Origin of the sequence: Yokenella regensburgei, assembly GCF_003634235.1 — a bacterium.
Lineage (GTDB): Bacteria > Pseudomonadota > Gammaproteobacteria > Enterobacterales > Enterobacteriaceae > Yokenella > Yokenella regensburgei.
In genome coordinates this window covers 1,926,656-1,950,050 of the sequence record NZ_RBIZ01000003.1, presented here as the reverse complement: position 1 = coordinate 1,950,050, position 23,395 = coordinate 1,926,656, and the positions used below count along the sequence as shown (strand labels likewise).

15 protein-coding genes are annotated in these 23,395 nt (G+C 55.5%); 10 read left to right on the top strand and 5 right to left on the bottom strand.

What is annotated here, in order from left to right; all coding sequences use genetic code 11:
* Window positions 1-14 precede the first annotated feature (14 nt).
* The 3 genes from cydC to trxB form a co-directional block, all read right to left on the bottom strand.
* Window positions 15-1,736, bottom strand: a complete 1,722-nt coding sequence (gene cydC / locus C7387_RS09550) for a heme ABC transporter ATP-binding protein/permease CydC (protein WP_120816567.1) — start codon at window positions 1,734-1,736, stop codon at window positions 15-17.
* The gene (gene cydD, locus C7387_RS09545) at window positions 1,737-3,503 is read right to left on the bottom strand and encodes a heme ABC transporter permease/ATP-binding protein CydD (protein ID WP_120816566.1); all 1,767 of its coding nucleotides are present in this window, start codon (window positions 3,501-3,503) and stop codon (window positions 1,737-1,739) included. It abuts the gene before it with no gap.
* A gap of 114 nt (window positions 3,504-3,617) precedes the next feature.
* Window positions 3,618-4,586 (bottom strand): thioredoxin-disulfide reductase, encoded by a 969-nt coding sequence (trxB, locus tag C7387_RS09540; RefSeq protein WP_038258620.1) that lies wholly within the window; start codon window positions 4,584-4,586, stop codon window positions 3,618-3,620.
* Window positions 4,587-5,134: 548 nt separating this feature from the next.
* Between trxB and lrp the strand changes: the two genes are divergently transcribed.
* From lrp to C7387_RS09490, 10 genes are all read left to right on the top strand, one after another.
* Complete coding sequence (gene lrp / locus C7387_RS09535) at window positions 5,135-5,629, top strand: leucine-responsive transcriptional regulator Lrp (protein ID WP_000228469.1); 495 nt, start codon at window positions 5,135-5,137, stop codon at window positions 5,627-5,629.
* Window positions 5,630-5,764: 135 nt separating this feature from the next.
* Entirely contained in the window at window positions 5,765-9,448 is a 3,684-nt protein-coding gene (locus tag C7387_RS09530) for a DNA translocase FtsK 4TM domain-containing protein (RefSeq protein ID WP_120816565.1), read from the top strand.
* Between the two features lie 118 nt (window positions 9,449-9,566).
* Window positions 9,567-10,178: an outer membrane lipoprotein periplasmic chaperone LolA gene (gene lolA, locus C7387_RS09525; protein ID WP_006819293.1), complete on the top strand. Its 612-nt coding sequence runs from the start codon at window positions 9,567-9,569 to the stop codon at window positions 10,176-10,178.
* Between the two features lie 8 nt (window positions 10,179-10,186).
* Window positions 10,187-11,530 carry a replication-associated recombination protein RarA gene (gene rarA / locus C7387_RS09520; RefSeq protein WP_120816564.1) on the top strand — a complete coding sequence of 448 codons (1,344 nt, stop codon included), beginning with the start codon at window positions 10,187-10,189 and terminating at the stop codon, window positions 11,528-11,530.
* A gap of 91 nt (window positions 11,531-11,621) precedes the next feature.
* Window positions 11,622-12,911, top strand: a complete 1,290-nt coding sequence (serS, locus tag C7387_RS09515) for a serine--tRNA ligase (protein ID WP_038258607.1) — start codon at window positions 11,622-11,624, stop codon at window positions 12,909-12,911.
* Between the two features lie 203 nt (window positions 12,912-13,114).
* A complete protein-coding gene (gene dmsA, locus C7387_RS09510) occupies window positions 13,115-15,556 on the top strand; it encodes a dimethylsulfoxide reductase subunit A (protein WP_120816563.1) in 2,442 nt (813 codons plus the stop codon).
* A 10-nt stretch (window positions 15,557-15,566) separates the two neighbouring features.
* Window positions 15,567-16,184, top strand: coding sequence for a DMSO/selenate family reductase complex B subunit (locus C7387_RS09505; RefSeq protein ID WP_006819297.1), 618 nt, complete (start codon window positions 15,567-15,569; stop codon window positions 16,182-16,184).
* 1 nt (window position 16,185) lies between these two features.
* Window positions 16,186-17,049 carry a dimethyl sulfoxide reductase anchor subunit family protein gene (locus C7387_RS09500; protein WP_038258601.1) on the top strand — a complete coding sequence of 288 codons (864 nt, stop codon included), beginning with the start codon at window positions 16,186-16,188 and terminating at the stop codon, window positions 17,047-17,049.
* A 270-nt stretch (window positions 17,050-17,319) separates the two neighbouring features.
* Window positions 17,320-18,477: an MFS transporter gene (locus C7387_RS09495; RefSeq protein ID WP_038258849.1), complete on the top strand. Its 1,158-nt coding sequence runs from the start codon at window positions 17,320-17,322 to the stop codon at window positions 18,475-18,477.
* Window positions 18,478-18,692: 215 nt separating this feature from the next.
* Window positions 18,693-20,111 (top strand): APC family permease, encoded by a 1,419-nt coding sequence (locus C7387_RS09490; protein ID WP_006819300.1) that lies wholly within the window; start codon window positions 18,693-18,695, stop codon window positions 20,109-20,111.
* A 51-nt stretch (window positions 20,112-20,162) separates the two neighbouring features.
* On the opposite strand, the gene pflA is transcribed toward C7387_RS09490, so the two are convergent.
* Together pflA and pflB are read right to left on the bottom strand one after the other, a co-directional pair.
* Entirely contained in the window at window positions 20,163-20,903 is a 741-nt protein-coding gene (gene pflA, locus C7387_RS09485; RefSeq protein ID WP_006819301.1) for a pyruvate formate lyase 1-activating protein, read from the bottom strand.
* 206 nt (window positions 20,904-21,109) lie between these two features.
* Window positions 21,110-23,392 (bottom strand): formate C-acetyltransferase, encoded by a 2,283-nt coding sequence (gene pflB / locus C7387_RS09480; protein WP_006819302.1) that lies wholly within the window; start codon window positions 23,390-23,392, stop codon window positions 21,110-21,112.
* Window positions 23,393-23,395 lie beyond the last annotated feature (3 nt).

Below are 23,395 nucleotides of genomic sequence, written 5' to 3'. Positions count from 1 at the left end.
AGGTATATGGTAGCTTACAGACGCTGCTTAAACTGGTAGTAGCGCCCCTGTTTCGCCAACAATTCTGAGTGACTACCATGCTCAATAATTTGTCCGTTGTCCATCACTATAATTTGGTTAAAACGGGCCAGTCCGCGCAGGCGGTGAGTGACCATCAGCAGCGTCTTTTCACGCATTACATCGGCAAGTAAATCAAGCACCTGGCTTTCCGTTGCTGCATCCAGACCTTCGGTAGGTTCATCCAGTAACATCAGCGGTGCATCGTGCAGCAGCGCACGGGCAATGGCCAGGCGACGCAGCTCGCCGCCGGAGAGCTGACGGCCGCCTTCACCGAGCCAGCTATTGATCCCGCCGTCATCCAGCAGCTTCTCCAGTCCGACTCGTGCTAATACTGCATTTAACTCATCATCCGTCGCCCCAGGCTTTGCCAGCAACAGGTTATCGCGAAGGGTGGCGCTGAAGAGGTGAACACGCTGCGGCACCACGCTCATGGTCTGGCGCAGTGCCGCTTCAGAAAGCTCGCTGACCGGGCGACCGTTCAACAGCACTTCGCCCTGCTGAGGGCCCCAGGCACGGGTCAGCAACTGCAGCAGCGTCGATTTACCGCAGCCGGTGCGGCCAAGAATCGCGACATGCTCACCGGCATTCACCTGCAGGGTCACGCCGTTCAGCGCTGGCTGCGCCTGCTGCGGATAAGCAAAACGCACGTCGTTGAGCTGGAGACTCACCTGCGCAGGGGCGGTAGATTCATGCGCCGGGAAGGTGACTTCCGGGCGTTGTTCGGTAATTTCCGTAATGCGAATGGCGGAGGCAATAACCTGGCCCAGGTGCTGGAAGGCTCCGGTAACCGGTGCCAGGGCTTCAAATGCCGCCAGCGCGCAGAAGACAAAGAGGGCAATCAGCGCGCCAGGCTGCGTGTTACCACCGACGCCTCCGGCGGCCATCCACAGCATGGCAATAACCGCCGCGCCGCCGATAAGCTGCATCATGGCCTGGGAGAGGGCAGTGAGCTCGGACTGCCGACGCTGGGCTTCATGCCAGTTCATCTCGGTCTGTTCCATCTGCTGACGGTAACGGGTACTGGCGTTAAATACCGACAGCTCCGCCTGGCCCTGTAGCCATGAAGTGAGCTGCTGGCGATACTGCCCGCGCAGCTGCGTCAGGCTTTCGCCGGTTGGCTTTCCGGCGCGGTAGAACAGCGGTGGCAGGATAAACAGAGTCAACAGCATGATACCGCCCAGGGTAAGCGCGATGGTGACATCCAGCACGCTAAGGCCAAGGGTGACCACCACGATAACCACCAGCGCGCCCACCATTGGGGAGATGACGCGCAGATAGAGGTGATCGAGCGTATCGACATCCGCCACGATGCGGTTGAGCAGCTCGCCCTGGCGAAAACGCGCCAGCCCGGCAGGGGAGAGAGGGAGCAGTTTGCTGAAGGTAAAGACCCGCAGGTGCTGCAGCACACGGAACGTGGCGTCATGGCTCACCAGACGCTCGAAGTAGCGCCCGGCGGTACGAATGATTGCCGCCCCGCGAACACCGGCTGCGGGAAGCATATAGTTAAAACTGTAGATCCCGGCGACGCCAACCACCGCGGAGGCCGAAAGGAACCAGCCGGAAAGCGTCAGCAGGCCGATACTCGCCAGCAGGGTAACGATAGCCAGGACAACGCCAAGAGTCAGCAGCCATTTGTGGCGTTTATACAGCGCCAGATAGGGAAGCAGTGCGCGCATTTAAATGTCCTCCTGACGATGAGCCAGTAATGTGGCGAACGGACCTTCCACTTGTGCGAGATCCTGATAGCGACCCTGCTGCACCAGCCTGCCGTCGTGCATCACCCAGATGGCATCCCAGTCGGTGAGATCTTCCAGCTGGTGCGTCACCATTAGCGTCGTCTGACGGGTCGAAGCCTCGGTTAAGGCCTGCATGACGCGTTGTTCGCTGTGAGCATCAAGGCTGGCGGCAGGTTCATCGAGCAGCAGCAGGCGACAGGGGGTGAGCAGCGCACGCGCGACGGCAATACGCTGGGCCTGGCCGACGGATAACCCAGCGGCCTGATCGCCCACCGGTGTATCAATGCCCTGCGGCAGATCGGCAACAAACTCATTCACCCAGGCACGTTCAAGCGCAGACTGAAGCTGTGCTTCTGTCGCATTCGGCCAGGCCAGCAGGACGTTCTCCCGCAGGGTGGCTGCCGGGAGCTGCGGGTTCTGACCCACCCAGCTCAGCAGGCGTCGCCAGCCGTCGGGCGCGAGGTCACGCAATTCCACACCGTTAATCAACAGCGAACCTTCATAAGGCAGAAAACCAGCCAGCGTGTTCAGGAGCGAGCTTTTGCCTGAACCGCTTTGCCCGACCAGCACCACGCGAGTTCCGGCAGGGATATCGAAATCCAGCGGGCCGGCGAGCGTTTTACCTTCCGGTGATTTCAGCAGTAAACCGGTTGCCGTGATGCTGATGGCTTCGTTATCGCTCAGCGTTTTATCGCCACCCTCGGGGTGTGCCAAAGGTTTTTCCATGAACGTTTTCAGACTGTCGGCGGCGCCAACGGCCTGCGCTTTGGCATGGTAAAAGGTCCCGAGGTCGCGCAACGGCTGGAAGAATTCCGGTGCCAGGATCAGCGCCAGGAATCCTGACGCGAGGGTAACACCGAGGCCGTAGGAACCAAAGTTCAGCTCGCCAAGATAGGAAAAACCGAAATAGACCGCCACTAACGCGATAGAGAGCGAGGTAAAGAACTCCAGTACGCCAGAGGAGAGGAATGCCAGGCGCAGAACCTCCATGGTTCGCTGCCGAAAATCCTGCGATGCTTCGCGGATGTTGTCGGTTTCTGCTTCGCCACGGCCAAACAGGCGCAGGGTTTCCATACCGCGCAGGCGGTCAAGGAAGTGACCGCTGAGACGCGCCAGCGCCAGGAAGTTACGGCGGTTTGCGTCAGCGGCACCCATACCGACCAGCGCCATAAACAGCGGAATAAGCGGGGCGGTGCACAGTAAAATCAGTGCTGCCGTCCAGTTATAAGGGAAAATAGCGATGACTATCAGTAGCGGAACGCAGGCGGCCAGCGCCATTTGCGGCAGATAGCGGGCATAGTAATCATGCATGTCGTCAATTTGTTCAAGAATCAGCGTTGCCCAACTGCCCGCCGGTTTTCCCTGAATCCATGCCGGGCCAGCCTGCTGCAGGCGGTCGAGCACCTGTCGGCGAATCTCAAAGCGAATATGCTGCCCGGCGTGAAATCCGACACGCTCGCGTAGCCAGACCACCCAGGCACGAAGCACAAAAATCAGTACCAGAGTGATGAAAGGGAACAGCAGTGCCTCACGCGGAATGTTTTCCATGATCATGTGGTTGAGCGTGCGGGCTAACAGCCAGGCCTGCGCCACTATCAATATTCCACTGACAAAGCCAAGCAAACGCGAGAGCGTCAGCCAGCGACGGGAGAGAATGCTTTGCTGTTTTAACCAGCGAGTGAGCTCTTGTTGACGGGTTTTATTCATTGCGCGCTTAGCAGGTGCTGTTATCAAATTTTTAGGCACGGCAATGTTACAACGGGGCAAAAATAAAGGCGACTTTTCGTCGCCTTATTTACCTTTGTTACTGATATGTAAATATTATTTACAAGCTTCAGCCAGACCGTCGAGATAACGTTCTGCATCCAGCGCGGCCATACAGCCGGTACCGGCAGAGGTGATCGCCTGACGGTAAATGTGGTCCATGACGTCGCCCGCGGCAAAGACGCCCGGGATGCTGGTCTGGGTGGCGTTGCCGTGGATCCCGGACTGCACTTTGATGTAGCCGTTTTCCAGCTCGAGCTGACCGTCGAAAATTCCGGTGTTCGGGCTATGGCCGATTGCCACAAACAGGCCAGCGACTTCCAGTGATTCAACGGTGTCGGTATTCTTCACATCGCGCAGACGCAGGCCGCTAACGCCCATCTGGTCGCCGGTCACTTCTTCCAGCGTACGGTCGGTGTGCAGAACGATGTTGCCGTTTGCCACTTTATCCATCAGACGGTTGATCAGAATTTTTTCTGCACGGAAGCTGTCGCGGCGGTGAATCAGGTGCACTTCAGACGCAATGTTCGACAGATACAGCGCTTCTTCTACTGCGGTGTTACCACCACCGATAACCGCGACCTTCTGGTTGCGATAGAAGAAACCGTCACAGGTGGCGCAGGCAGACACGCCACGACCTTTGAACGCTTCTTCAGAAGGCAGACCCAGATAGCGGGCAGAAGCACCGGTTGCGATGATCAGTGCATCGCAAGTGTACTCGCCGCTGTCGCCGGTCAGGCGGAACGGACGGTTCTGCAGGTCGACCTTGCTGATGTGGTCAAAGATGATTTCGGTATCAAATTTGGTCGCATGCTCATGCATACGCTCCATCAGCAGCGGACCGGTAAGGTCATTCGGATCGCCTGGCCAGTTTTCCACTTCCGTGGTAGTGGTCAGCTGACCGCCTTTTTCCATGCCGGTAATCAGTACCGGTTGCAGGTTTGCGCGGGCGGCATAGACCGCCGCGGTGTATCCCGCAGGTCCAGAACCAAGAATAAGCAGTTTACTGTGTTTGGCCGTGCCCATGAGATCCTCATTCGTGTTGGCAGACATTTCACGCGATTGTAGGGAATTTATGGCGCTAAAAAAAGGCCTCAGCGATTTTGTTAACGATTTGTGCAATAGAATTCACCGATGAATTGGTGAATATTTCATCGTTTAACATAACGAAATCTACTGAAATTGGGCCGATTATAAGACGAAAACATGAGGATCAGCCCACCCTGAGAATGAATTACTGGCATGTTGTACTAAAAATCGATGTTTTGCTTTGACAATCCCCTGTGCTTTTGCGAAAACATTCTAGGAAGAAAAAATCAGTGTTTCCTGTGTGGTGAATTTTCATGCACAAGAACACCATTTTTAACCGGGCTAGCGCCATCCACGCATGGCGTGGACAGACGCCATGCGTGATAGCGATAGCTGCCGAATGGCAACGGTCTTCCCGACACGTACCCTGGGTTATGCTGTATTTCAGATGATGGGATCGGCATACACGACGGGCGCAGACTCTGAACAGTGATGTGGCAGGAGTCAACACAGGAGTAGGGAAGGAATACAGAGAGACAATAATAATGGTAGATAGCAAGAAGCGCCCAGGCAAAGATCTCGACCGCATCGATCGTAACATTCTGAATGAGCTGCAGAAGGATGGACGTATTTCCAACGTCGAGCTTTCTAAACGAGTGGGTCTTTCTCCGACGCCTTGCCTTGAGCGCGTACGTCGCCTGGAGAGACAGGGTTTTATACAGGGTTATACTGCGCTGCTGAACCCGCACTATCTTGATGCATCACTTCTGGTATTTGTTGAGATTACTCTGAATCGTGGTGCACCGGATGTGTTTGAGCAATTTAACGCCGCTGTGCAAAAACTTGAAGAAATTCAAGAGTGTCATCTGGTTTCCGGTGATTTCGACTACCTGTTGAAAACCCGTGTACCGGATATGTCGGCGTATCGTAAACTGCTGGGCGAAACCCTGCTGCGTCTGCCGGGTGTCAACGACACGCGTACATACGTAGTGATGGAAGAAGTCAAACAGAGTAATCGTCTGGTAATTAAGACCCGCTAACACGGAACAGGTGCAAAATCGACATAGTTTGATTACACTCCTGTTAATCCATACAGCAACAGTGCCGGGGATCCCCGGCGCTGTTGTCCGTTTTAGCATTTAGGCAGGATACGCCTAATACCTGGAGAGCCTTTCTTGAGCCAGGAATACACTGAAGACAAAGACGTCAGATTGACAAAGTTAAGCAGCGGGCGCCGTTTACTGGAGGCGTTGCTCCTCCTTTGTGCTCTTTTTGCCATCTGGCTGATGGCGGCACTACTCAGTTTTAATCCCTCCGATCCCAGTTGGTCTCAGACCGCCTGGCATGAGCCTATTCACAACCTCGGCGGCATTCCCGGCGCATGGCTTGCGGATACGCTGTTCTTTATCTTTGGTGTGATGGCTTACACCATTCCGGTGATCATCGTCGGCGGCTGCTGGTTTGCCTGGAAACACCGTGCAAGCGAAGATTACATCGACTACTTTGCGGTGTCGCTGCGCCTGATTGGCGTACTGGCGCTGATCCTTACCTCCTGTGGTCTGGCGGCTATCAACGCCGATGATATCTGGTATTTTGCTTCTGGCGGCGTTGTGGGCAGCCTGCTCAGCACCGCGCTGCAGCCGATGCTGCACAGCAGCGGCGGCACTATTACTCTGCTGTGCATCTGGGCTGCCGGTCTTACGCTGTTTACCGGCTGGTCGTGGGTGAGCATTGCCGAGAAAATTGGCAGCTGGATCCTCAATATCCTGACCTTCGCCAGCAACCGTACCCGTCGCGATGACACCTGGGTGGAAGACGACTACGAAGAAGATGAGTATGACGACGAGGCTTCGCACCAGGAGCATCGCGAATCTCGCCGTGCCCGAATTTTAAAAGGTGCGCTGGCGCGCCGTAAGCGCATTGCTGAGAAGTTTTCTAACCCGATGGGGCGTAAAACTGATGCCGCGCTGTTCTCCGGAAAACGCATGGACGATCCGGAAGAGGACATTCACTATAGCGCTCGTGGCGTTGCCGCAGAGGCCGACGATGTGCTGTTCTCTGGTAACAGCGCCGCGCGACCGATGGACTATGACGAATACGATCCGCTGCTGAACGGTCACTCAGTTACTGAACCGTTAACCGCCGCCGCTGCCGCGACTACGGCTGCGCAGACGTGGGCGGCTCCGGCAGCGCCTGCCGTACAAACACCGTATGTGCCGGGTGCTGAGCCTATCCCTGCGTCTGTCGAGCCTGTAGCTCCGGCCGTAGAGTGGCAGCAGGTTCCCGCGCCGCAGATGCCAGAACCCACTATTGCTCCGGCACCCGATCACTGGCCACCGCAGGCGAGCGTACCCGCTCAGCCCGAAACCTGGCAGCCTGAAACGCCCGTGCAGCAAACCTGGCAACCCGAACCTGAGCCTGAATATGCTCCGCAAGCCTGGTCGCAGCCTGAGCCTGAGGTTGCACCGCCGGTTGTTGAGCCTGAAGAAGAGATTAAAGCCCAGCGTCCGCCGCTTTACTACTTTGAAGAAGTGGAAGAGAAGCGTGCGCGTGAGCGTGAACAGCTGGCTGCGTGGTATCAACCTATTCCTGAACCTGCCGCCGCCGTGCCGCCGGCGCCGGTTATTGATCCCACACCGGCCATTACCCCGACTGCAGCAGGGATGAAAAACGTAGCCGCTGCGGCTGCTGCAACCGCCGCTGCCGCGTCTCCGGTATTCAGCCTTGCCGGTGACGCGCCGCGTCCGCAGGTGAAAGAGGGGATTGGTCCGCAGCTACCGCGTCCGAACCGTGTTCGCGTTCCAACACGCCGTGAGCTGGCTTCTTTCGGCATTAAACTGCCTTCCCAGCGAATGGCGGAAGAGAAAGCCCGTGAGAATCAGCACTACTCTGATGCTGAGATGAACGAAGATGAGGCCGATGCGCAGCAGCAGGATGAACTGGCTCGCCAGTTTGCAGCATCGCAACATCAGCGCTATCACGCTGAAGAGCCGGAAGCGGAAGTCTGGGATGAGGAAGCAGAGGCGGAAGCCGAGCTGGCGCGTCAGTTTGCGGCCACCCAGCAGGCACGCTACGGCGGTGAACAGCCGACGGGGGCGAATCCGTTCTCGCTGGATGATTTCGAATTCTCGCCGATGAAAGCGCTGGTTGACGATACGCCTGCCGAGCCGCTGTTTACGCCTGGCGTGATGCCTGAGCCGCCGCAAAACCCGGCACCGGCTCAACAGTGGCAGCAGCCGCAGACTCAGCAGCCGCCCGCTCATCAGCCTTATGCTCAACAGCCGCAGGCCCCGCAGCCGGTAGCACCTGCACCGCAGGAGAGTTTAATTCACCCGTTGCTGATGCGTAACGGCGACAGCCGACCACTGCAGCGCCCGACCACGCCGCTGCCGTCGCTGGATCTGCTGACGCCACCGCCGACGGAAATCGAGCCGGTCGATACTTTCGCTCTCGAGCAGATGGCTCGCCTGGTGGAAGCGCGCCTGGCAGACTTCCGCATTAAAGCGGACGTGGTGAACTACTCGCCAGGACCGGTCATCACCCGCTTCGAACTGAATCTGGCTCCCGGCGTTAAAGCTGCGCGTATCTCTAACCTGTCGCGCGATCTGGCCCGTTCGTTATCTACCGTCGCCGTACGTGTCGTGGAAGTGATTCCGGGTAAACCTTACGTAGGTCTGGAACTGCCGAACAAAAAACGTCAGACCGTATACCTGCGTGAAGTGCTCGACTGCGCGAAGTTCCGCGACAATCCGTCGCCGCTGAGCGTGGTGCTGGGGAAAGACATTGCCGGCGATCCGGTGGTGGCCGATCTCGCTAAAATGCCTCACCTGCTGGTGGCCGGTACGACCGGTTCCGGTAAGTCAGTGGGGGTGAACGCCATGATCCTCAGCATGCTGTATAAAGCGCAACCGGAAGACGTGCGCTTCATCATGATCGACCCGAAAATGCTGGAACTCTCGGTGTACGAAGGGATCCCGCATCTGTTGACCGAAGTTGTGACCGACATGAAAGACGCTGCCAATGCCCTGCGCTGGAGCGTCAACGAAATGGAACGTCGCTATAAGCTGATGTCGGCGCTGGGCGTGCGTAATCTGGCCGGCTACAACGAGAAAATCGCTGAGGCGGCGCGCATGGGCCGTCCGATTCCGGATCCGTACTGGAAACCGGGCGACAGCATGGATGCGAGCCATCCGGTACTGGAAAAACTGCCTTACATCGTGGTGCTGGTCGACGAATTCGCTGACCTGATGATGACGGTGGGTAAGAAGGTGGAAGAGCTTATCGCCCGCCTGGCGCAGAAAGCGCGTGCCGCGGGGATCCACCTGGTGCTGGCGACTCAGCGTCCGTCGGTAGATGTTATTACCGGCCTGATTAAAGCTAACATCCCAACCCGTATCGCGTTCACCGTATCGAGTAAAATTGACTCGCGCACGATCCTCGATCAGGGCGGCGCAGAATCGCTGCTGGGTATGGGTGATATGCTCTATTCCGGCCCGAACTCAACCTCACCGGTACGTGTCCACGGGGCGTTCGTTCGTGACCAGGAAGTGCATGCGGTCGTACAGGACTGGAAGGCTCGTGGTCGTCCGCAGTACGTCGAAGGCATCACTTCCGATAGCGAAAGCGAAGGCGGCAGCGGCGGATTCGATGCCGGTGAAGATCTCGATCCGCTGTTCGATCAGGCGGTCAACTTTGTCACGGAAAAACGCAAAGCGTCAATTTCCGGCGTGCAGCGTCAGTTCCGCATCGGCTATAACCGTGCAGCCCGCATAATCGAACAAATGGAAGCGCAGGGGATCGTCAGCGAGCAGGGCCATAACGGCAACCGCGAAGTGCTGGCACCGCCACCGTTTGAATGATTGCAAAGTTGGGTAAATAAGTAAAAATTCAGCACTTTCTTGTGTCCCACTTTCGGCAACGCGCCTAAAGTAGGGACAAAGATACCCGCGTCGGGAGTGACGCATTTAAGGAACCAAGATGAAAAAAGTTGCCATCACCTGTGCATTACTTGCAAGCTTCGTGACCAGCAGCGTGTGGGCTGATGCCGCAAGCGACCTGAAAAGCCGTCTGGACAAAGTCAGCAGCTTCCACGCGAGCTTCACGCAGAAAGTAACCGACGGCAGCGGTAACGCGGTACAGGAAGGTCAGGGTGATTTATGGGTAAAACGCCCAAATCTGTTTAACTGGCACATGACCCAGCCGGATGAAAGCATTCTGGTTTCTGACGGGAAAACCCTGTGGTTCTACAACCCGTTTGTTGAGCAGGCAACGGCAACCTGGCTGAAAGACGCCACCGGTAATACCCCGTTTATGCTGATTGCCCGTAACCAGTCCAGCGACTGGCAGCAGTACAATATCAAACAAAATGGTGATGACTTCATGCTGACGCCGAAAGGCAGCAACGGCAACCTGAAGCAGTTCACCATCAACGTGGGCCGTGATGGCACCATCCATCAGTTCAGCGCAATTGAGCAGGACGATCAACAAAGCCGCTACCAGCTGAAGTCCCAGCAGAATGGCGCGGTCGATGCGTCCAAATTTACCTTTACCCCGCCGAAGGGCGTAACGGTAGACGATCAACGTAAGTAGAGGCGTTCGTGAGCAATCTGTCGCTCGATTTTTCCGATAACGCGTTTCAACCTCTGGCCGCCCGTATGCGGCCAGAAAATTTAGCGCAGTACATTGGTCAGCAACACTTGCTGGCTCCGGGCAAACCATTACCACGAGCCATTGAAGCAGGGCACCTGCATTCGATGATCCTGTGGGGGCCTCCGGGTACGGGAAAAACGACGCTGGCAGAGGTGATTGCCCGCTACGCGAACGCCGATGTTGAACGACTCTCAGCGGTGACCTCTGGTGTCAAAGAGATCCGCGAGGCGATTGAGCGGGCGCGGCAGAACCGCAACGCCGGTCGCCAGACCATTCTCTTTGTCGACGAAGTCCACCGTTTTAACAAAAGCCAGCAGGATGCTTTCCTGCCGCACATTGAAGACGGCACCATTACCTTCATTGGCGCGACCACCGAAAACCCCTCGTTCGAACTCAACTCGGCGCTGCTGTCCCGCGCGCGGGTCTATCTGCTGAAGTCACTGACCACTGACGATATTGAGCAGGTACTGAGCCAGGCGATGGCCGATAGCGCCCGTGGCTACGGCGGGCAGGATATTGTCCTTCCCGACGATACCCGCCGCGCGATTGCCGAACTGGTGAACGGTGATGCCCGCAGGGCGCTGAACACGCTTGAGATGATGGCCGATATGGCCGAGGTCGACGACAGCGGCAAGCGCGTGTTGCAGCAGACGTTACTGACGGAAATTGCCGGTGAGCGTACCGCGCGGTTCGATAACAAAGGCGATCGCTTTTACGATCTGATTTCCGCGTTGCACAAATCGGTGCGCGGCAGCGCACCGGATGCGGCGCTGTACTGGTATGCGCGGATCATCACTGCCGGTGGTGACCCGCTGTACGTGGCTCGCCGCTGCCTGGCTATTGCTTCGGAAGACGTAGGAAACGCTGACCCGCGCGCCATGCAGGTGGCTATCTCCGCCTGGGACTGCTTTACCCGCGTGGGCCCTGCGGAAGGTGAGCGCGCCATCGCTCAGGCTATCGTCTATCTGGCCTGTGCACCGAAAAGCAATGCGGTTTATACCGCCTTTAAAGCGGCAATGGCCGACGCCCGCGAGCGTCCGGATTACGACGTGCCGGTGCATTTGCGTAATGCGCCGACCAAACTGATGAAAGAAATGGGGTATGGGCAGGAGTACCGTTATGCCCACGATGAACCCAATGCCTATGCCGCCGGGGAGGAGTACTTCCCGCAGGAAATGGCACAAACACGCTACTACCAGCCGACAAACAGAGGTCTCGAAGGGAAGATTGGCGAAAAGCTCGCCTGGCTTGCCGGACAGGATCAAAATAGCCCTATAAAACGCTACCGCTAAGCTTGTCGTTGCGGTAATGTTGTTACTGTTCCTTATGGCCGCAGGCTGCGGTCATTTTCTCCTATTTCAATTCGATAAGCACAGGATAAGCATGCTCGATCCCAATCTGCTGCGTAACGAGCCAGACGCAGTCGCTGAAAAACTGGCACGCCGGGGCTTTAAGCTGGATGTAGATAAACTGCGCGCTCTCGAAGAGCGTCGTAAAGTTCTGCAGGTACAAACTGAAAATCTGCAGGCAGAGCGTAACTCGCGATCGAAATCCATTGGCCAGGCTAAAGCGCGCGGGGAAGACATCGAGCCATTACGCCTGGAAGTGAATAAGCTCGGTGAAGAGCTGGATAAAGCGAAAGCTGAACTGGACGTTCTGCAGGCAGAAATTCGCGATATCGCGCTGGCTATCCCGAACATGCCGGACGACAGTGTTCCGGTGGGTAAAGATGAAAACGACAACGTTGAAATCAAGCGCTGGGGAACCCCGCGTGAATTCGATTTCGACGTGCGCGATCATGTCACCCTCGGTGAAATGCACAGCGGTCTGGATTTCGCTGCTGCGGTGAAATTGACCGGCTCTCGTTTCGTGGTCATGAAAGGCAAAATTGCCCGTATGCACCGTGCGCTTTCGCAGTTCATGCTGGATCTGCATACCGAGCAGCACGGCTACAGCGAAAACTATGTGCCGTATCTGGTCAACCACGACACCCTGTACGGAACCGGACAGTTGCCGAAATTTGCCGGTGACCTGTTCCATACGCGTCCGCTGGAAGAAGAGTCAGACAGCAGTAACTATGCCCTGATCCCGACGGCGGAAGTGCCGCTGACTAACCTGGTACGCGACGAGATCATCGACGAAGACGATTTGCCGATCAAAATGACCGCGCATACCCCGTGCTTCCGTTCAGAAGCCGGTTCGTACGGTCGTGATACCCGTGGTCTGATTCGTATGCACCAGTTCGATAAAGTCGAGATGGTTCAGGTTGTACGTCCGGAAGATTCCATGGATGCGCTGGAAGAGATGACCGGCCACGCTGAAAAGGTACTGGAACTGCTGGGTCTGCCGTACCGTCGCGTTGCGCTGTGCACCGGCGATATGGGCTTCGGCGCCTGCAAAACCTACGATCTGGAAGTGTGGGTTCCGGCGCAGAATACCTACCGTGAAATCTCCTCTTGCTCAAACGTAGGTGATTTCCAGGCGCGCCGCATGCAGGCTCGCTGCCGCAGCAAATCGGATAAAAAGACCCGTCTGGTTCATACCCTGAACGGTTCTGGCCTGGCAGTTGGTCGTACGCTGGTGGCGGTGATGGAAAACTATCAGCAGGCTGATGGCAGTATCGTGGTGCCGGAAGTTCTGCGCCCGTACATGAACGGTCTTGAAAAAATCTGAATTTAACCGAATCCGGTTCAAAAAAGCGCCTGAGGGCGCTTTTTTTATTCTCATCTTGATACCGAACAATAATCCCCTTGAGTAAAGCAGGGATACTCCCTTCGAGTCACTAGTAGCATAAAAAACTAATAAAATATAAATTCGTTATATACATAACTATATAGCGGTGTTTTTTGTCATGTGAGCAACCGAAGTGAGTGTCTATGAAAACGACTATTCCTGATGCTTTACTGGCTGCCGAGGTAAGCCGTCGTGGTCTGGTGAAAACCACAGCGATAGGTGGACTGGCGGTCGCCAGCAGCGCGTTGACGTTACCGTTTACGCGTATTGCGAACGCCGCTGAGGCCATCGCTCCCACCCCAGCCGCAAAGCTGGTATGGAGCGCTTGTACCGTCAACTGTGGTAGCCGCTGCCCGCTACGTATGCACGTAGTTGATGGCGAAATCAAATATGTAGAAACCGACAATACCGGTGATGACGACTATGAAGGCCTGCACCAGGTGCGCGCCTGTTTGCGTGGTCGCTCCATGCGTCGCCGTGTCTATAATCCGGACCGTCTGAAATACCCGATGAAACGCGTAGGCAATCGCGGGGAAGGGAAGTTCGAGCGCATCAGCTGGGAAGAGGCGTTTGATACCATCGCCAACAACATGCAGCGTTTGATTAAAGAGTACGGTAACGAATCTATTTATCTCAACTATGGTACCGGTACGCTGGGTGGCACGATGACCCGCTCATGGCCACCGGGAAAAACGTTGATTGCACGCCTGATGAACTGCTGTGGCGGTTACCTGAACCACTACGGCGACTACTCGTCAGCACAGATTGCCGCAGGGCTCAACTATACCTACGGCGGCTGGGCCGATGGCAACAGCCCGTCGGATATCGAAAACAGCCAGCTGGTCGTCCTGTTTGGTAATAACCCGGGCGAAACGCGAATGAGCGGCGGCGGGGTGACCTATTACGTTGAACAGGCGCGACAAAAATCCAATGCGCGGATGATAATCATCGATCCACGCTACACCGATACCGGTGCCGGGCGTGAAGATGAGTGGATCCCAATTCGTCCGGGAACGGATGCGGCGCTGGTCTCGGCGCTGGCTTGGGTGATGATTACCGAGAATCTCGTCGACCAGCCGTTCCTTGATAAATACTGCGTCGGTTATGACGAGAAAACGCTGCCTGCCAGCGCGCCTGCCAACGGCCACTATAAGGCGTATATCCTGGGCCAGGGCAATGACGGAGTAGCAAAAACGCCGGAGTGGGCATCCACGATTACCGGTATTCCAGTTGAACGCATTGTGCAACTGGCTCGTGAAATCGCTACCGCTAAACCGGCCTATATCAGCCAGGGCTGGGGCCCGCAGCGCCATGCAAATGGCGAAATTGCCACCCGCGCGATTTCAATGCTGTCCATTCTTACCGGCAACGTCGGTATTCATGGCGGTAACACCGGCGCCCGCGAAGGCTCATACGATGTTGCATTCGAGCGTATGCCAACGTTTGATAACCCGGTACAGACCAGCATTTCAATGTTCCTGTGGACCGATGCCATTGAGCGCGGACCGGAAATGACCGCGCTGCGTGATGGGGTGCGCGGTAAAGACAAGCTTGATGTGCCGATCAAAATGATCTGGAACTATGCCGGAAACTGCATCATTAACCAGCATTCCGACATCAACCGTACCCATGACATCCTGCAGGATGATAAGAAGTGCGAGCTGATTGTGGTGATCGACTGCCACATGACCTCGTCGGCGAAATATGCCGATATTATTCTGCCGGACTGCACCGCCTCTGAGCAGATGGATTTCGCGCTGGATGCCTCCTGCGGCAACATGTCTTACGTGATCTTCGCCGATCAGGCGATCAAGCCACGCTTTGAGTGCAAAAACATCTATGACATGACCAGCGAGCTCGCCAAACGGATGGGCGTCGAGCAGAAGTTCACGGAAGGTCGTACTCAGGAAGAGTGGATGCGCTACCTGTATGAGCAATCTCGTAAAGCGATGCCGGGTCTGCCGAGCTTTGAGCAGTTCCGCGAGCAGGGCATGTACAAAGAACGTGATCCACAAGGGCATCACGTCGCGTACAAAGCCTTCCGCGAGGATCCGCAGGCGAATCCATTAACCACACCTTCGGGCAAAATCGAGATCTACTCGGCGGAGCTTGCGAAGATCGCTGACACCTGGGAGTTGCCGGAAGGGGACGTTATCGATCCGTTACCTATCTATACCCCGGGCTTTGAGAACTACAACGATCCGCTGACTAAAACCTATCCGCTGCAGCTGACCGGTTTCCACTACAAGGCGCGCTGCCACTCCACCTACGGCAACGTCGACGTGCTGAAGGCGGCCTGCCGTCAGGAAATGTGGATCAACCCGCTGGATGCCCGGGCTCGTGGTATCGCGAACGGTGACCGTGTGCGTATTTTCAACGGTCGTGGTGAGGCCCACATCGAGGCGAAAGTCACGCCGCGTATGATGCCGGGCGTCGTTGCCCTGGGCGAGGGGGCATGGTTCGACCCGGATGCGAAGGGCATCGACCAGGCGGGTTGCATTAACGTGCTGACCACCCAGCGCCCGTCGCCGCTGGCGAAAGGGAACCCGTCCCACACAAACCTTGTTCAGGTTGAGAAGGTGTAAGGAGTAGCCGATGACAACCCAGTATGGATTTTTTATTGATTCCAGTCGTTGCACCGGTTGCAAAACCTGCGAACTGGCCTGTAAAGATTACAAAGACTTAACCCCGGATGTCAGCTTCCGTCGCATTTATGAATATGCGGGCGGGGACTGGCAGGAAGACAACGGCGTATGGCGGCAGAACGTGTTTGCCTACTACCTGTCCATCGCCTGTAACCACTGTGAAGATCCGGCCTGTACCAAGGTCTGTCCGAGCGGGGCGATGCACAAGCGTGAAGATGGCTTTGTCGTTGTGAACGAAGACGTGTGCATCGGCTGCCGTTACTGCCATATGGCGTGTCCGTACGGTGCGCCGCAGTACAACGCGGCAAAAGGGCACATGACCAAGTGCGATGGCTGCCACGAGCGCGTCGCGGATGGCAAAAAGCCTATCTGCGTGGAGTCCTGCCCACTGCGTGCGCTGGATTTTGGCCCGATTGAAGAGCTGCGCCAGAAACATGGTCAGCTGGCGGCGGTTGCGCCGCTGCCGTCTGCGCACTTCACAAAGCCGAGTATTGTTATCAAACCAAATGCCAACAGCCGTCCGTGTGGAGACACGACCGGTTACCTGGCAAACCCGAAGGAGGTGTGAGATGGGAAGTGGATGGCATGAATGGCCGCTGATGATCTTCACGGTCTTTGGGCAGTGTGTGGCGGGCGGCTTTATCGTTCTGGCCCTGGCGCTGATGAAAGGTGGTCTTGATAACCAGCAGCAAAAACGTGTGGTGCTGAGCATGTTCGGGCTGTGGGTGCTGATGGGGCTGGCGTTTATCGCTTCTACGCTACACCTCGGGTCACCGCTGCGGGCGTTCAACTCGCTGAACCGCGTGGGGGCTTCCTCACTCAGTAACGAAATCGCCAGCGGTGCGCTGTTCTTCGCCGTTGGGGGGATTGGCTGGCTGCTGGCGCTCAGCGGTAAGCTCTCTGTGGCGCTGCGTAACGTCTGGCTGGTGCTGACGATGGTGCTGGGTGTGGCTTTCGTGTGGATGATGGTGCGTGTCTATAACACCATCGATACCGTGCCGACCTGGTACAGCGTCTGGACGCCGGTCGGCTTCTTCCTGACGCTGCTGATTGGCGGCCCGCTGCTCGGGTACCTGCTGCTGCGCGCCGCAGGCGTTAGCGGTTGGGCAATGCGTTTGCTGCCGGTGCTCACCCTGGTGGGGCTGGTCATTAGCGTGATGATGTCTCTGATGCAGGGAGCTGAACTGGCGACCATTCACAGCTCAATTCAGCAGGCCTCGGCGCTGGTGCCGGACTACGGCACGTTGATGGCCTGGCGTGTTGTCGCTATCGTTGTCGCGCTGGTGTGCTGGGTGGCTCCGCAGCTCAAGGGCTACCAGCCCGCGATCCCGCTGCTGAGCCTCGCCTTTGTGCTGGTGCTGGTGGGTGAGCTTATCGGCCGTGGCGTCTTCTACGGTCTGCACATGACCGTTGGGATGGCTATCGCCAGCTAACAAAAATCGCGCCAGGGTTTCTGCTCTGGCGCGATAAAAAGTGCTATTGATCCATGAAATATTTCTACTGACATTTCCGTCGTAAATTCCCAATAATTGAATAAAAACAAAGGAATAATTGAAAGAATAATTCCTTTGTCGTTTCGTTGAATAAAAAACTTCTATTGTTGCCCGCAAAACCGCGTCAGGCCTGATTTTTAGTGGATTGACAATGTTTTTGGCAGTGGCATGATGCGCACGAATTCTGCGCAACATCACGGTTTTATATTCATGACCACTTATACCCGGCCAGTGCTTTTATTGCTCTGTGGCCTGCTCCTGCTTACGCTGGCAATTGCGGTGTTAAATACCCTTGTCCCGCTGTGGCTCGCTCACGATAATCTGCCAACCTGGCAGGTTGGGGTGGTGGGCTCTGCTTATTTCACCGGTAACCTGGTGGGTACGCTGCTGACCGGCGGGCTGATAAAACGGCTTGGCTTTAATCGTAGCTACTATATTGCCTCTGTGATCTTTGCCATTGCCTGCGTTGGGCTGGGGCTGATGGTGGGTTTCTGGAGCTGGGTCGCCTGGCGTTTCCTGGCCGGCGTGGGCTGTGCCATGATTTGGGTCGTGGTTGAAAGCGCCCTGATGTGCAGCGGTACCTCCCGCAACCGCGGGCGTCTGCTGGCGGCCTATATGATGGTTTATTACGTCGGTACCGTGCTGGGGCAACTGATGGTCAGCAAACTGCCGACCGACCTGCTGAGCGTGCTGCCGTGGGTCACGGGAATGTCGCTTGCGGCAATTCTGCCGCTGCTGTTCACCCGCATTGTGAATCAAAAACACGAGGGGCAGGACACGCACGAAGGGAGCCACGTCTGGCCGATGCTGAAGCTGCGTCAGGCGCGTCTCGGCGTTAACGGTTGTATCATTTCCGGGATCGTACTCGGCTCACTGTACGGCTTAATGCCGCTGTTTCTGAACCATCAGGGCGTCAGTGATTCCGGGATTGGTTTCTGGATGGCAGTGATGGTCAGCGCCGGGATTGTCGGGCAGTGGCCGGTGGGGCGCCTGGCCGACCGCTACGGGCGTCTTTTGGTGCTACGCGTACAGGTATTTGTAGTGATCCTGGGTTGCCTGGCCATGCTGAGCCACGCGGCAATGGCGCCGGCACTGTTTGTGCTGGGGGCGGCGGGATTCACGCTGTATCCGGTAGCAATGGCCTGGGCCTGTGAGAAGGTGGAACATCACCAGCTGGTGGCGATGAACCAGGCGCTGCTGCTGAGCTACACCATTGGTAGCCTGCTTGGCCCATCCTTAACCGCTATGCTGATGCAGAGCTATTCGGACAATCTGCTGTTCGTCATGATTGCCGGTGTCTCATTTATCTACCTGCTCATGCTTCTGCGCAAAGCCGGGCATCATCCGACGCCGGTGGCTCACGCCTGACATAGACATTCGCGCGCCGTATTCTACGGCGCGCCATCGATCCCTATTCATATTTTTGTCTGCTATTCTGCGGACATACGCCAACTTTTCGCTTATTTCTGGTGATAAATATTAAAGCTGTGCGAAGCATTAAACTTTTGCACTGTCTTATTATCCATTTACCGGTGCTATCTGCATAATCGCCCTGTCTATACAACTTCAAGGAAAGAGCGCTTATGGCCGCTGAGCAAGATAAGCAGTTGCGATGGTACAACATCGCACTCATGTCGTTTATTACGGTGTGGGGGTTTGGCAACGTCGTCAATAACTACGCCAACCAGGGGTTGGTGGTTGTCTTCTCCTGGGTATTTATTTTTGCGCTGTATTTTACCCCTTATGCATTAATTGTCGGGCAACTGGGCTCGACGTTTAAAGACGGTAAGGGCGGCGTCAGTACCTGGATTAAACATACTATGGGGCCGGGCCTTGCCTATCTGGCGGCGTGGACTTATTGGGTCGTGCACATCCCTTATCTGGCGCAAAAACCACAGGCGATTTTAATTGCGCTGGGGTGGGCGTTTAAAGGGGATGGCTCACTGATTAAAGAGTACGGCGTGGTGGCGCTGCAGGGCCTGACGCTGCTGCTGTTTGTCTTCTTTATGTGGGTGGCTTCGCGCGGGATGAAGTCGCTGAAGGTGGTTGGCTCCATCGCCGGGATTGCGATGTTTGTGATGTCGATTCTGTATGTCGTAATGGCGGTCACCGCACCGGCCATTACCGAAGTCCACATTGCGACGACCAATATTACCTGGGAAACCTTTATCCCTCATTTTGATTTTACCTATATCACGACAATTTCCATGCTGGTATTTGCCGTCGGCGGTGCCGAGAAAATATCACCGTACGTCAACAATACCCGCAACCCTGGTAAAGAGTTTCCGCGCGGGATGTTGTGCCTGGCTGTCATGGTGGCGGTTTGCGCTATTCTCGGCTCGCTGGCAATGGGGATGATGTTTGACTCGCGGCATATTCCGGACGATCTGATGACCAATGGCCAGTATTACGCCTTCCTGAAGCTGGGTGAATATTATGGCATGGGCAACTCGCTGATGATTATCTACGCGATTGCGAATACCCTGGGTCAGGTGGCTGCGCTGGTTTTCTCTATTGATGCGCCGCTGAAGGTGCTGCTTGCGGATGCTGATAAGAAATATGTACCAGAAAAACTCACCCGCCTGAATAAAAAAGGTACGCCGGTTAACGGTTATTTGTTAACGCTGGTACTGGTGGCGATTCTGATTATGCTGCCGACCCTCGGCATCGGTGATATGAACAACCTCTACAAATGGCTGCTTAACCTGAATTCTGTGGTGATGCCGTTGCGTTATCTGTGGGTGTTTGTTGCCTTTATGGCGGTGCTGCGCATGGCGGAAAAATTCAAACCGGAGTACGTGTTTATTCGAAACCGCCGGGTGGCGTTTACCGTTGGATTATGGTGTTTCCTGTTCACTGCATTTGCCTGCCTGACCGGGATTTTCCCGAAGATGGAGGCTTTCACGCCTGAGTGGACGTTCCAGCTGTCGCTGAACGTGGCAACGCCGTTTGTGCTGGTAGGATTAGGGTTGATATTCCCGCTGCTGGCGCGGAGAAAATAACATCAGGAACATCGCTGCCACCCGGTGTGGCAGCGATGGATGGGGCAGAGTTTAGTACATCACCTTGTGGCCGTACTGCTCCAGAATACCTTTGACGCGTTCCATGGTCTCTTTCTTCGGCGGCTTCACCCCGTCGAGTTTGTACTCTTCGCCCATTGCCACCCATTTGTGCTTACCAAGCTCATGGTAGGGCAGCAGTTCAATCTTCTCGACGTTACCCATATCGCGGGTGAATTCTCCAAGACGGTGCGCGGAGTCGTCATCGTCAGACCAGCCCGGCACGACCACGTAGCGGATCCAGGTGTTGATCCCCTTCGCGGCAATGTATTTGGCGAACTCCATGGTGCGATGGTTAGAAACCCCCACCAGATTCTGGTGAATTTCATCGTTCATTTGTTTGAGATCGAGCATCACCAGATCGGTGACTTCCAGCAGTTCATCAATCACCGGATCGTAGCGACGAACAAAACCGTTGGTATCGAGACAGGTGTGAATACCTTCTTTCTTACAGGCACGGAACCAGTCGCGCACGAATTCAGCCTGCAGGATAGCTTCACCACCGGAAGCGGTAACGCCGCCGCCGGAAGCGTTCATAAAGTGGCGATAGGTCACCACTTCTTTCATCAGCTCTTCAACGGTGACTTCTTTGCCGCCGTGGGTGTCCCAGGTGTCACGGTTGTGGCAATACAGGCAGCGCATCAGGCAGCCCTGGAAGAAGGTGATAAAACGGATCCCTGGCCCATCGACGGTACCACAGGATTCAAAGGAGTGAATGCGACCAATTGCTGACATTGCAGTGTTATCTCCAGATGTGGCCCATCCGGGGCCTGTGTAGGTGCACAGCTCAAGCGGCTGTGTTAAGTCTGTTTTGACAGATACCCAAAGTATAGATAGCTGGCAAAGCAGGCTGGGGCGGAGGAGACAATTTAGTAAAAAGGCCCCACGGGTGTGGAGCCTTTATTGTACGCTTTTTACAGTACGATTTCAGTCAAAACCGATTACATGGTCTGAGTGAAGGTACGAGTAATAACGTCCTGCTGCTGTTCTTTAGTCAGGGAGTTAAAACGTACTGCATAACCAGATACACGGATGGTCAGCTGCGGATATTTCTCCGGGTGTTCCATCGCATCCAGCAGCATTTCACGGTTCATTACGTTCACGTTCAGGTGCTGACCACCTTCGATGGACGCTTCGTGATGGAAGTAACCGTCCATCAGACCTGCCAGGTTGGTCTTACGAACTTCGTCATCTTTACCCAGTGCGTTAGGGACGATGGAGAAGGTGTAAGAGATACCATCTTTCGCGTAAGCGAACGGCAGTTTAGCAACGGAAGTCAGAGAGGCAACTGCACCTTTCTGGTCACGACCGTGCATCGGGTTAGCACCTGGTCCGAACGGCGCGCCAGCACGACGACCGTCTGGGGTGTTACCGGTTTTCTTACCATAAACCACGTTAGAGGTGATGGTCAGAACAGACTGAGTCGGGATAGCGTTACGGTACATGGTCAGTTTCTGAATTTTCTTCATGAAACGTTCTACCAGGTCAACCGCCATGTCATCAACACGGGAGTCGTTGTTACCGAACTGCGGGTATTCGCCTTCGATTTCGAAGTCGACAGCCAGACCGTCTTCGTCACGAACCGGTTTAACTTTCGCGTACTTGATAGCAGACAGGGAGTCAGCCGCAACGGACAGACCCGCGATACCGCAAGCCATGGTACGGATAACGTCACGGTCGTGCAGCGCCATCAGAGATGCTTCGTAGCTGTACTTATCGTGCATGTAGTGAATCACGTTCAGCGCAGTGACGTACTGTTTAGCCAGCCAGTCCATGAAGTGATCCATGCGGTCCATCACTTCGTCGAAGTTCAGAACGTCGCCTTTGATCGGCTCAGATTTCGGACCAACCTGCATTTTCAGTTTTTCATCAACGCCGCCGTTGATTGCATACAGCATGGTTTTCGCCAGGTTTGCACGAGCACCGAAGAACTGCATTTGCTTACCAACGATCATCGGGCTTACGCAGCAAGCGATAGCGTAGTCATCGTTGTTGAAGTCCGGACGCATCAGGTCATCGTTCTCGTACTGCAGAGAAGAGGTGTCGATGGACACTTTAGCGGCGAATTTCTTGAAGTTCAGCGGCAGTTTTTCAGACCACAGAACGGTGATGTTCGGCTCCGGAGAAGGACCCATGGTGTACAGGGTGTTCAGGAAGCGGAAGCTGTTTTTAGTGACCAGAGTACGGCCGTCAACGCCCATACCGCCGATAGATTCAGTTGCCCAGATCGGGTCACCAGAGAACAGCTCATCGTACTCAGGGGTACGCAGGAAGCGAACCATACGCAGTTTCATGACCAGGTGGTCAATCATTTCCTGAGCGTCTTGCTCTGTGATTTTGCCCGCTTTGATATCACGTTCGATGTAAGCATCCAGGAAGGTGGATACGCGACCGAAGGACATTGCAGCGCCGTTCTGAGATTTAACCGCAGCCAGGTAGCCGAAGTAAGTCCACTGGATAGCTTCCTGAGCATTGGTTGCCGGAGCAGAGATGTCGTAGCCGTATTTAGCTGCCATCTCTTTAATCTGACCCAGCGCACGGTGCTGTTCAGCGATCTCTTCACGCAGACGGATAGTCGCTTCCAGGTTTACACCGTTTTCCAGATCGGACTGCAGAGAAACGAACTGTGCATATTTGTCTTTCAGCAGGAAATCGATACCGTACAGTGCAACGCGACGGTAGTCACCGATGATACGACCACGGCCGTACGCATCCGGCAGACCGGTCAGAACACCAGACTTACGGCAGTTCAGGATGTCTTTGGTGTAAACATCAAATACGCCCTGGTTGTGAGTTTTACGGTACTCGGTGAAGATTTTTTTCAGTGCCGGGTCCAGCTCGCGGTTGTACGCTTTGCAGGAACCTTCAACCATTTTGATACCACCGAACGGGATGATCGCACGTTTCAGCGGAGCTTCAGTCTGCAGACCGACGATTTTCTCCAGGGCTTTGTTGATGTAGCCCGCGTCGTGAGAGGTAATCGTAGAGGCAACGGAAGTGTCGAAATCAACTGGCGCGTGAGTGCGGTTTTCCAGTTTAACGCCTTCCATGACTTTGTCCCACAGCGTTGTGGTTGCGTCAGTAGCGCCTGCCAGGAAGGATTCGTCACCTTCGTACGGGGTGTAGTTTTTCTGGATAAAGTCACGAACGTTGACTTCTTTCTGCCAGTCACCCTTCGCAAAACCTTCCCACGCTGTGGCTAATTTTTCATTAAGCTCGGACATATA

Excerpts from the sequence above, each read along its gene's own strand:
- cydC (WP_120816567.1), bottom strand. The coding sequence starts at position 1,736 with ATGCGCGCACTGCTTCCCTATCTGGCGCTGTATAAACGCCACAAATGG.
- cydD (WP_120816566.1), bottom strand. The coding sequence starts at position 3,503 with ATGAATAAAACCCGTCAACAAGAGCTCACTCGCTGGTTAAAACAGCAA.
- C7387_RS09490 (WP_006819300.1), top strand. The coding sequence starts at position 18,693 with ATGGCCGCTGAGCAAGATAAGCAGTTGCGATGGTACAACATCGCACTC.
- C7387_RS09505 (WP_006819297.1), top strand. The coding sequence starts at position 15,567 with ATGACAACCCAGTATGGATTTTTTATTGATTCCAGTCGTTGCACCGGT.
- C7387_RS09500 (WP_038258601.1), top strand. The coding sequence starts at position 16,186 with ATGGGAAGTGGATGGCATGAATGGCCGCTGATGATCTTCACGGTCTTT.
- lolA (WP_006819293.1), top strand. The coding sequence starts at position 9,567 with ATGAAAAAAGTTGCCATCACCTGTGCATTACTTGCAAGCTTCGTGACC.
- serS (WP_038258607.1), top strand. The coding sequence starts at position 11,622 with ATGCTCGATCCCAATCTGCTGCGTAACGAGCCAGACGCAGTCGCTGAA.
- pflB (WP_006819302.1), bottom strand. The coding sequence starts at position 23,392 with ATGTCCGAGCTTAATGAAAAATTAGCCACAGCGTGGGAAGGTTTTGCG.
- trxB (WP_038258620.1), bottom strand. The coding sequence starts at position 4,586 with ATGGGCACGGCCAAACACAGTAAACTGCTTATTCTTGGTTCTGGACCT.
- C7387_RS09495 (WP_038258849.1), top strand. The coding sequence starts at position 17,320 with ATGACCACTTATACCCGGCCAGTGCTTTTATTGCTCTGTGGCCTGCTC.
- lrp (WP_000228469.1), top strand. The coding sequence starts at position 5,135 with ATGGTAGATAGCAAGAAGCGCCCAGGCAAAGATCTCGACCGCATCGAT.
- pflA (WP_006819301.1), bottom strand. The coding sequence starts at position 20,903 with ATGTCAGCAATTGGTCGCATTCACTCCTTTGAATCCTGTGGTACCGTC.
- dmsA (WP_120816563.1), top strand. The coding sequence starts at position 13,115 with ATGAAAACGACTATTCCTGATGCTTTACTGGCTGCCGAGGTAAGCCGT.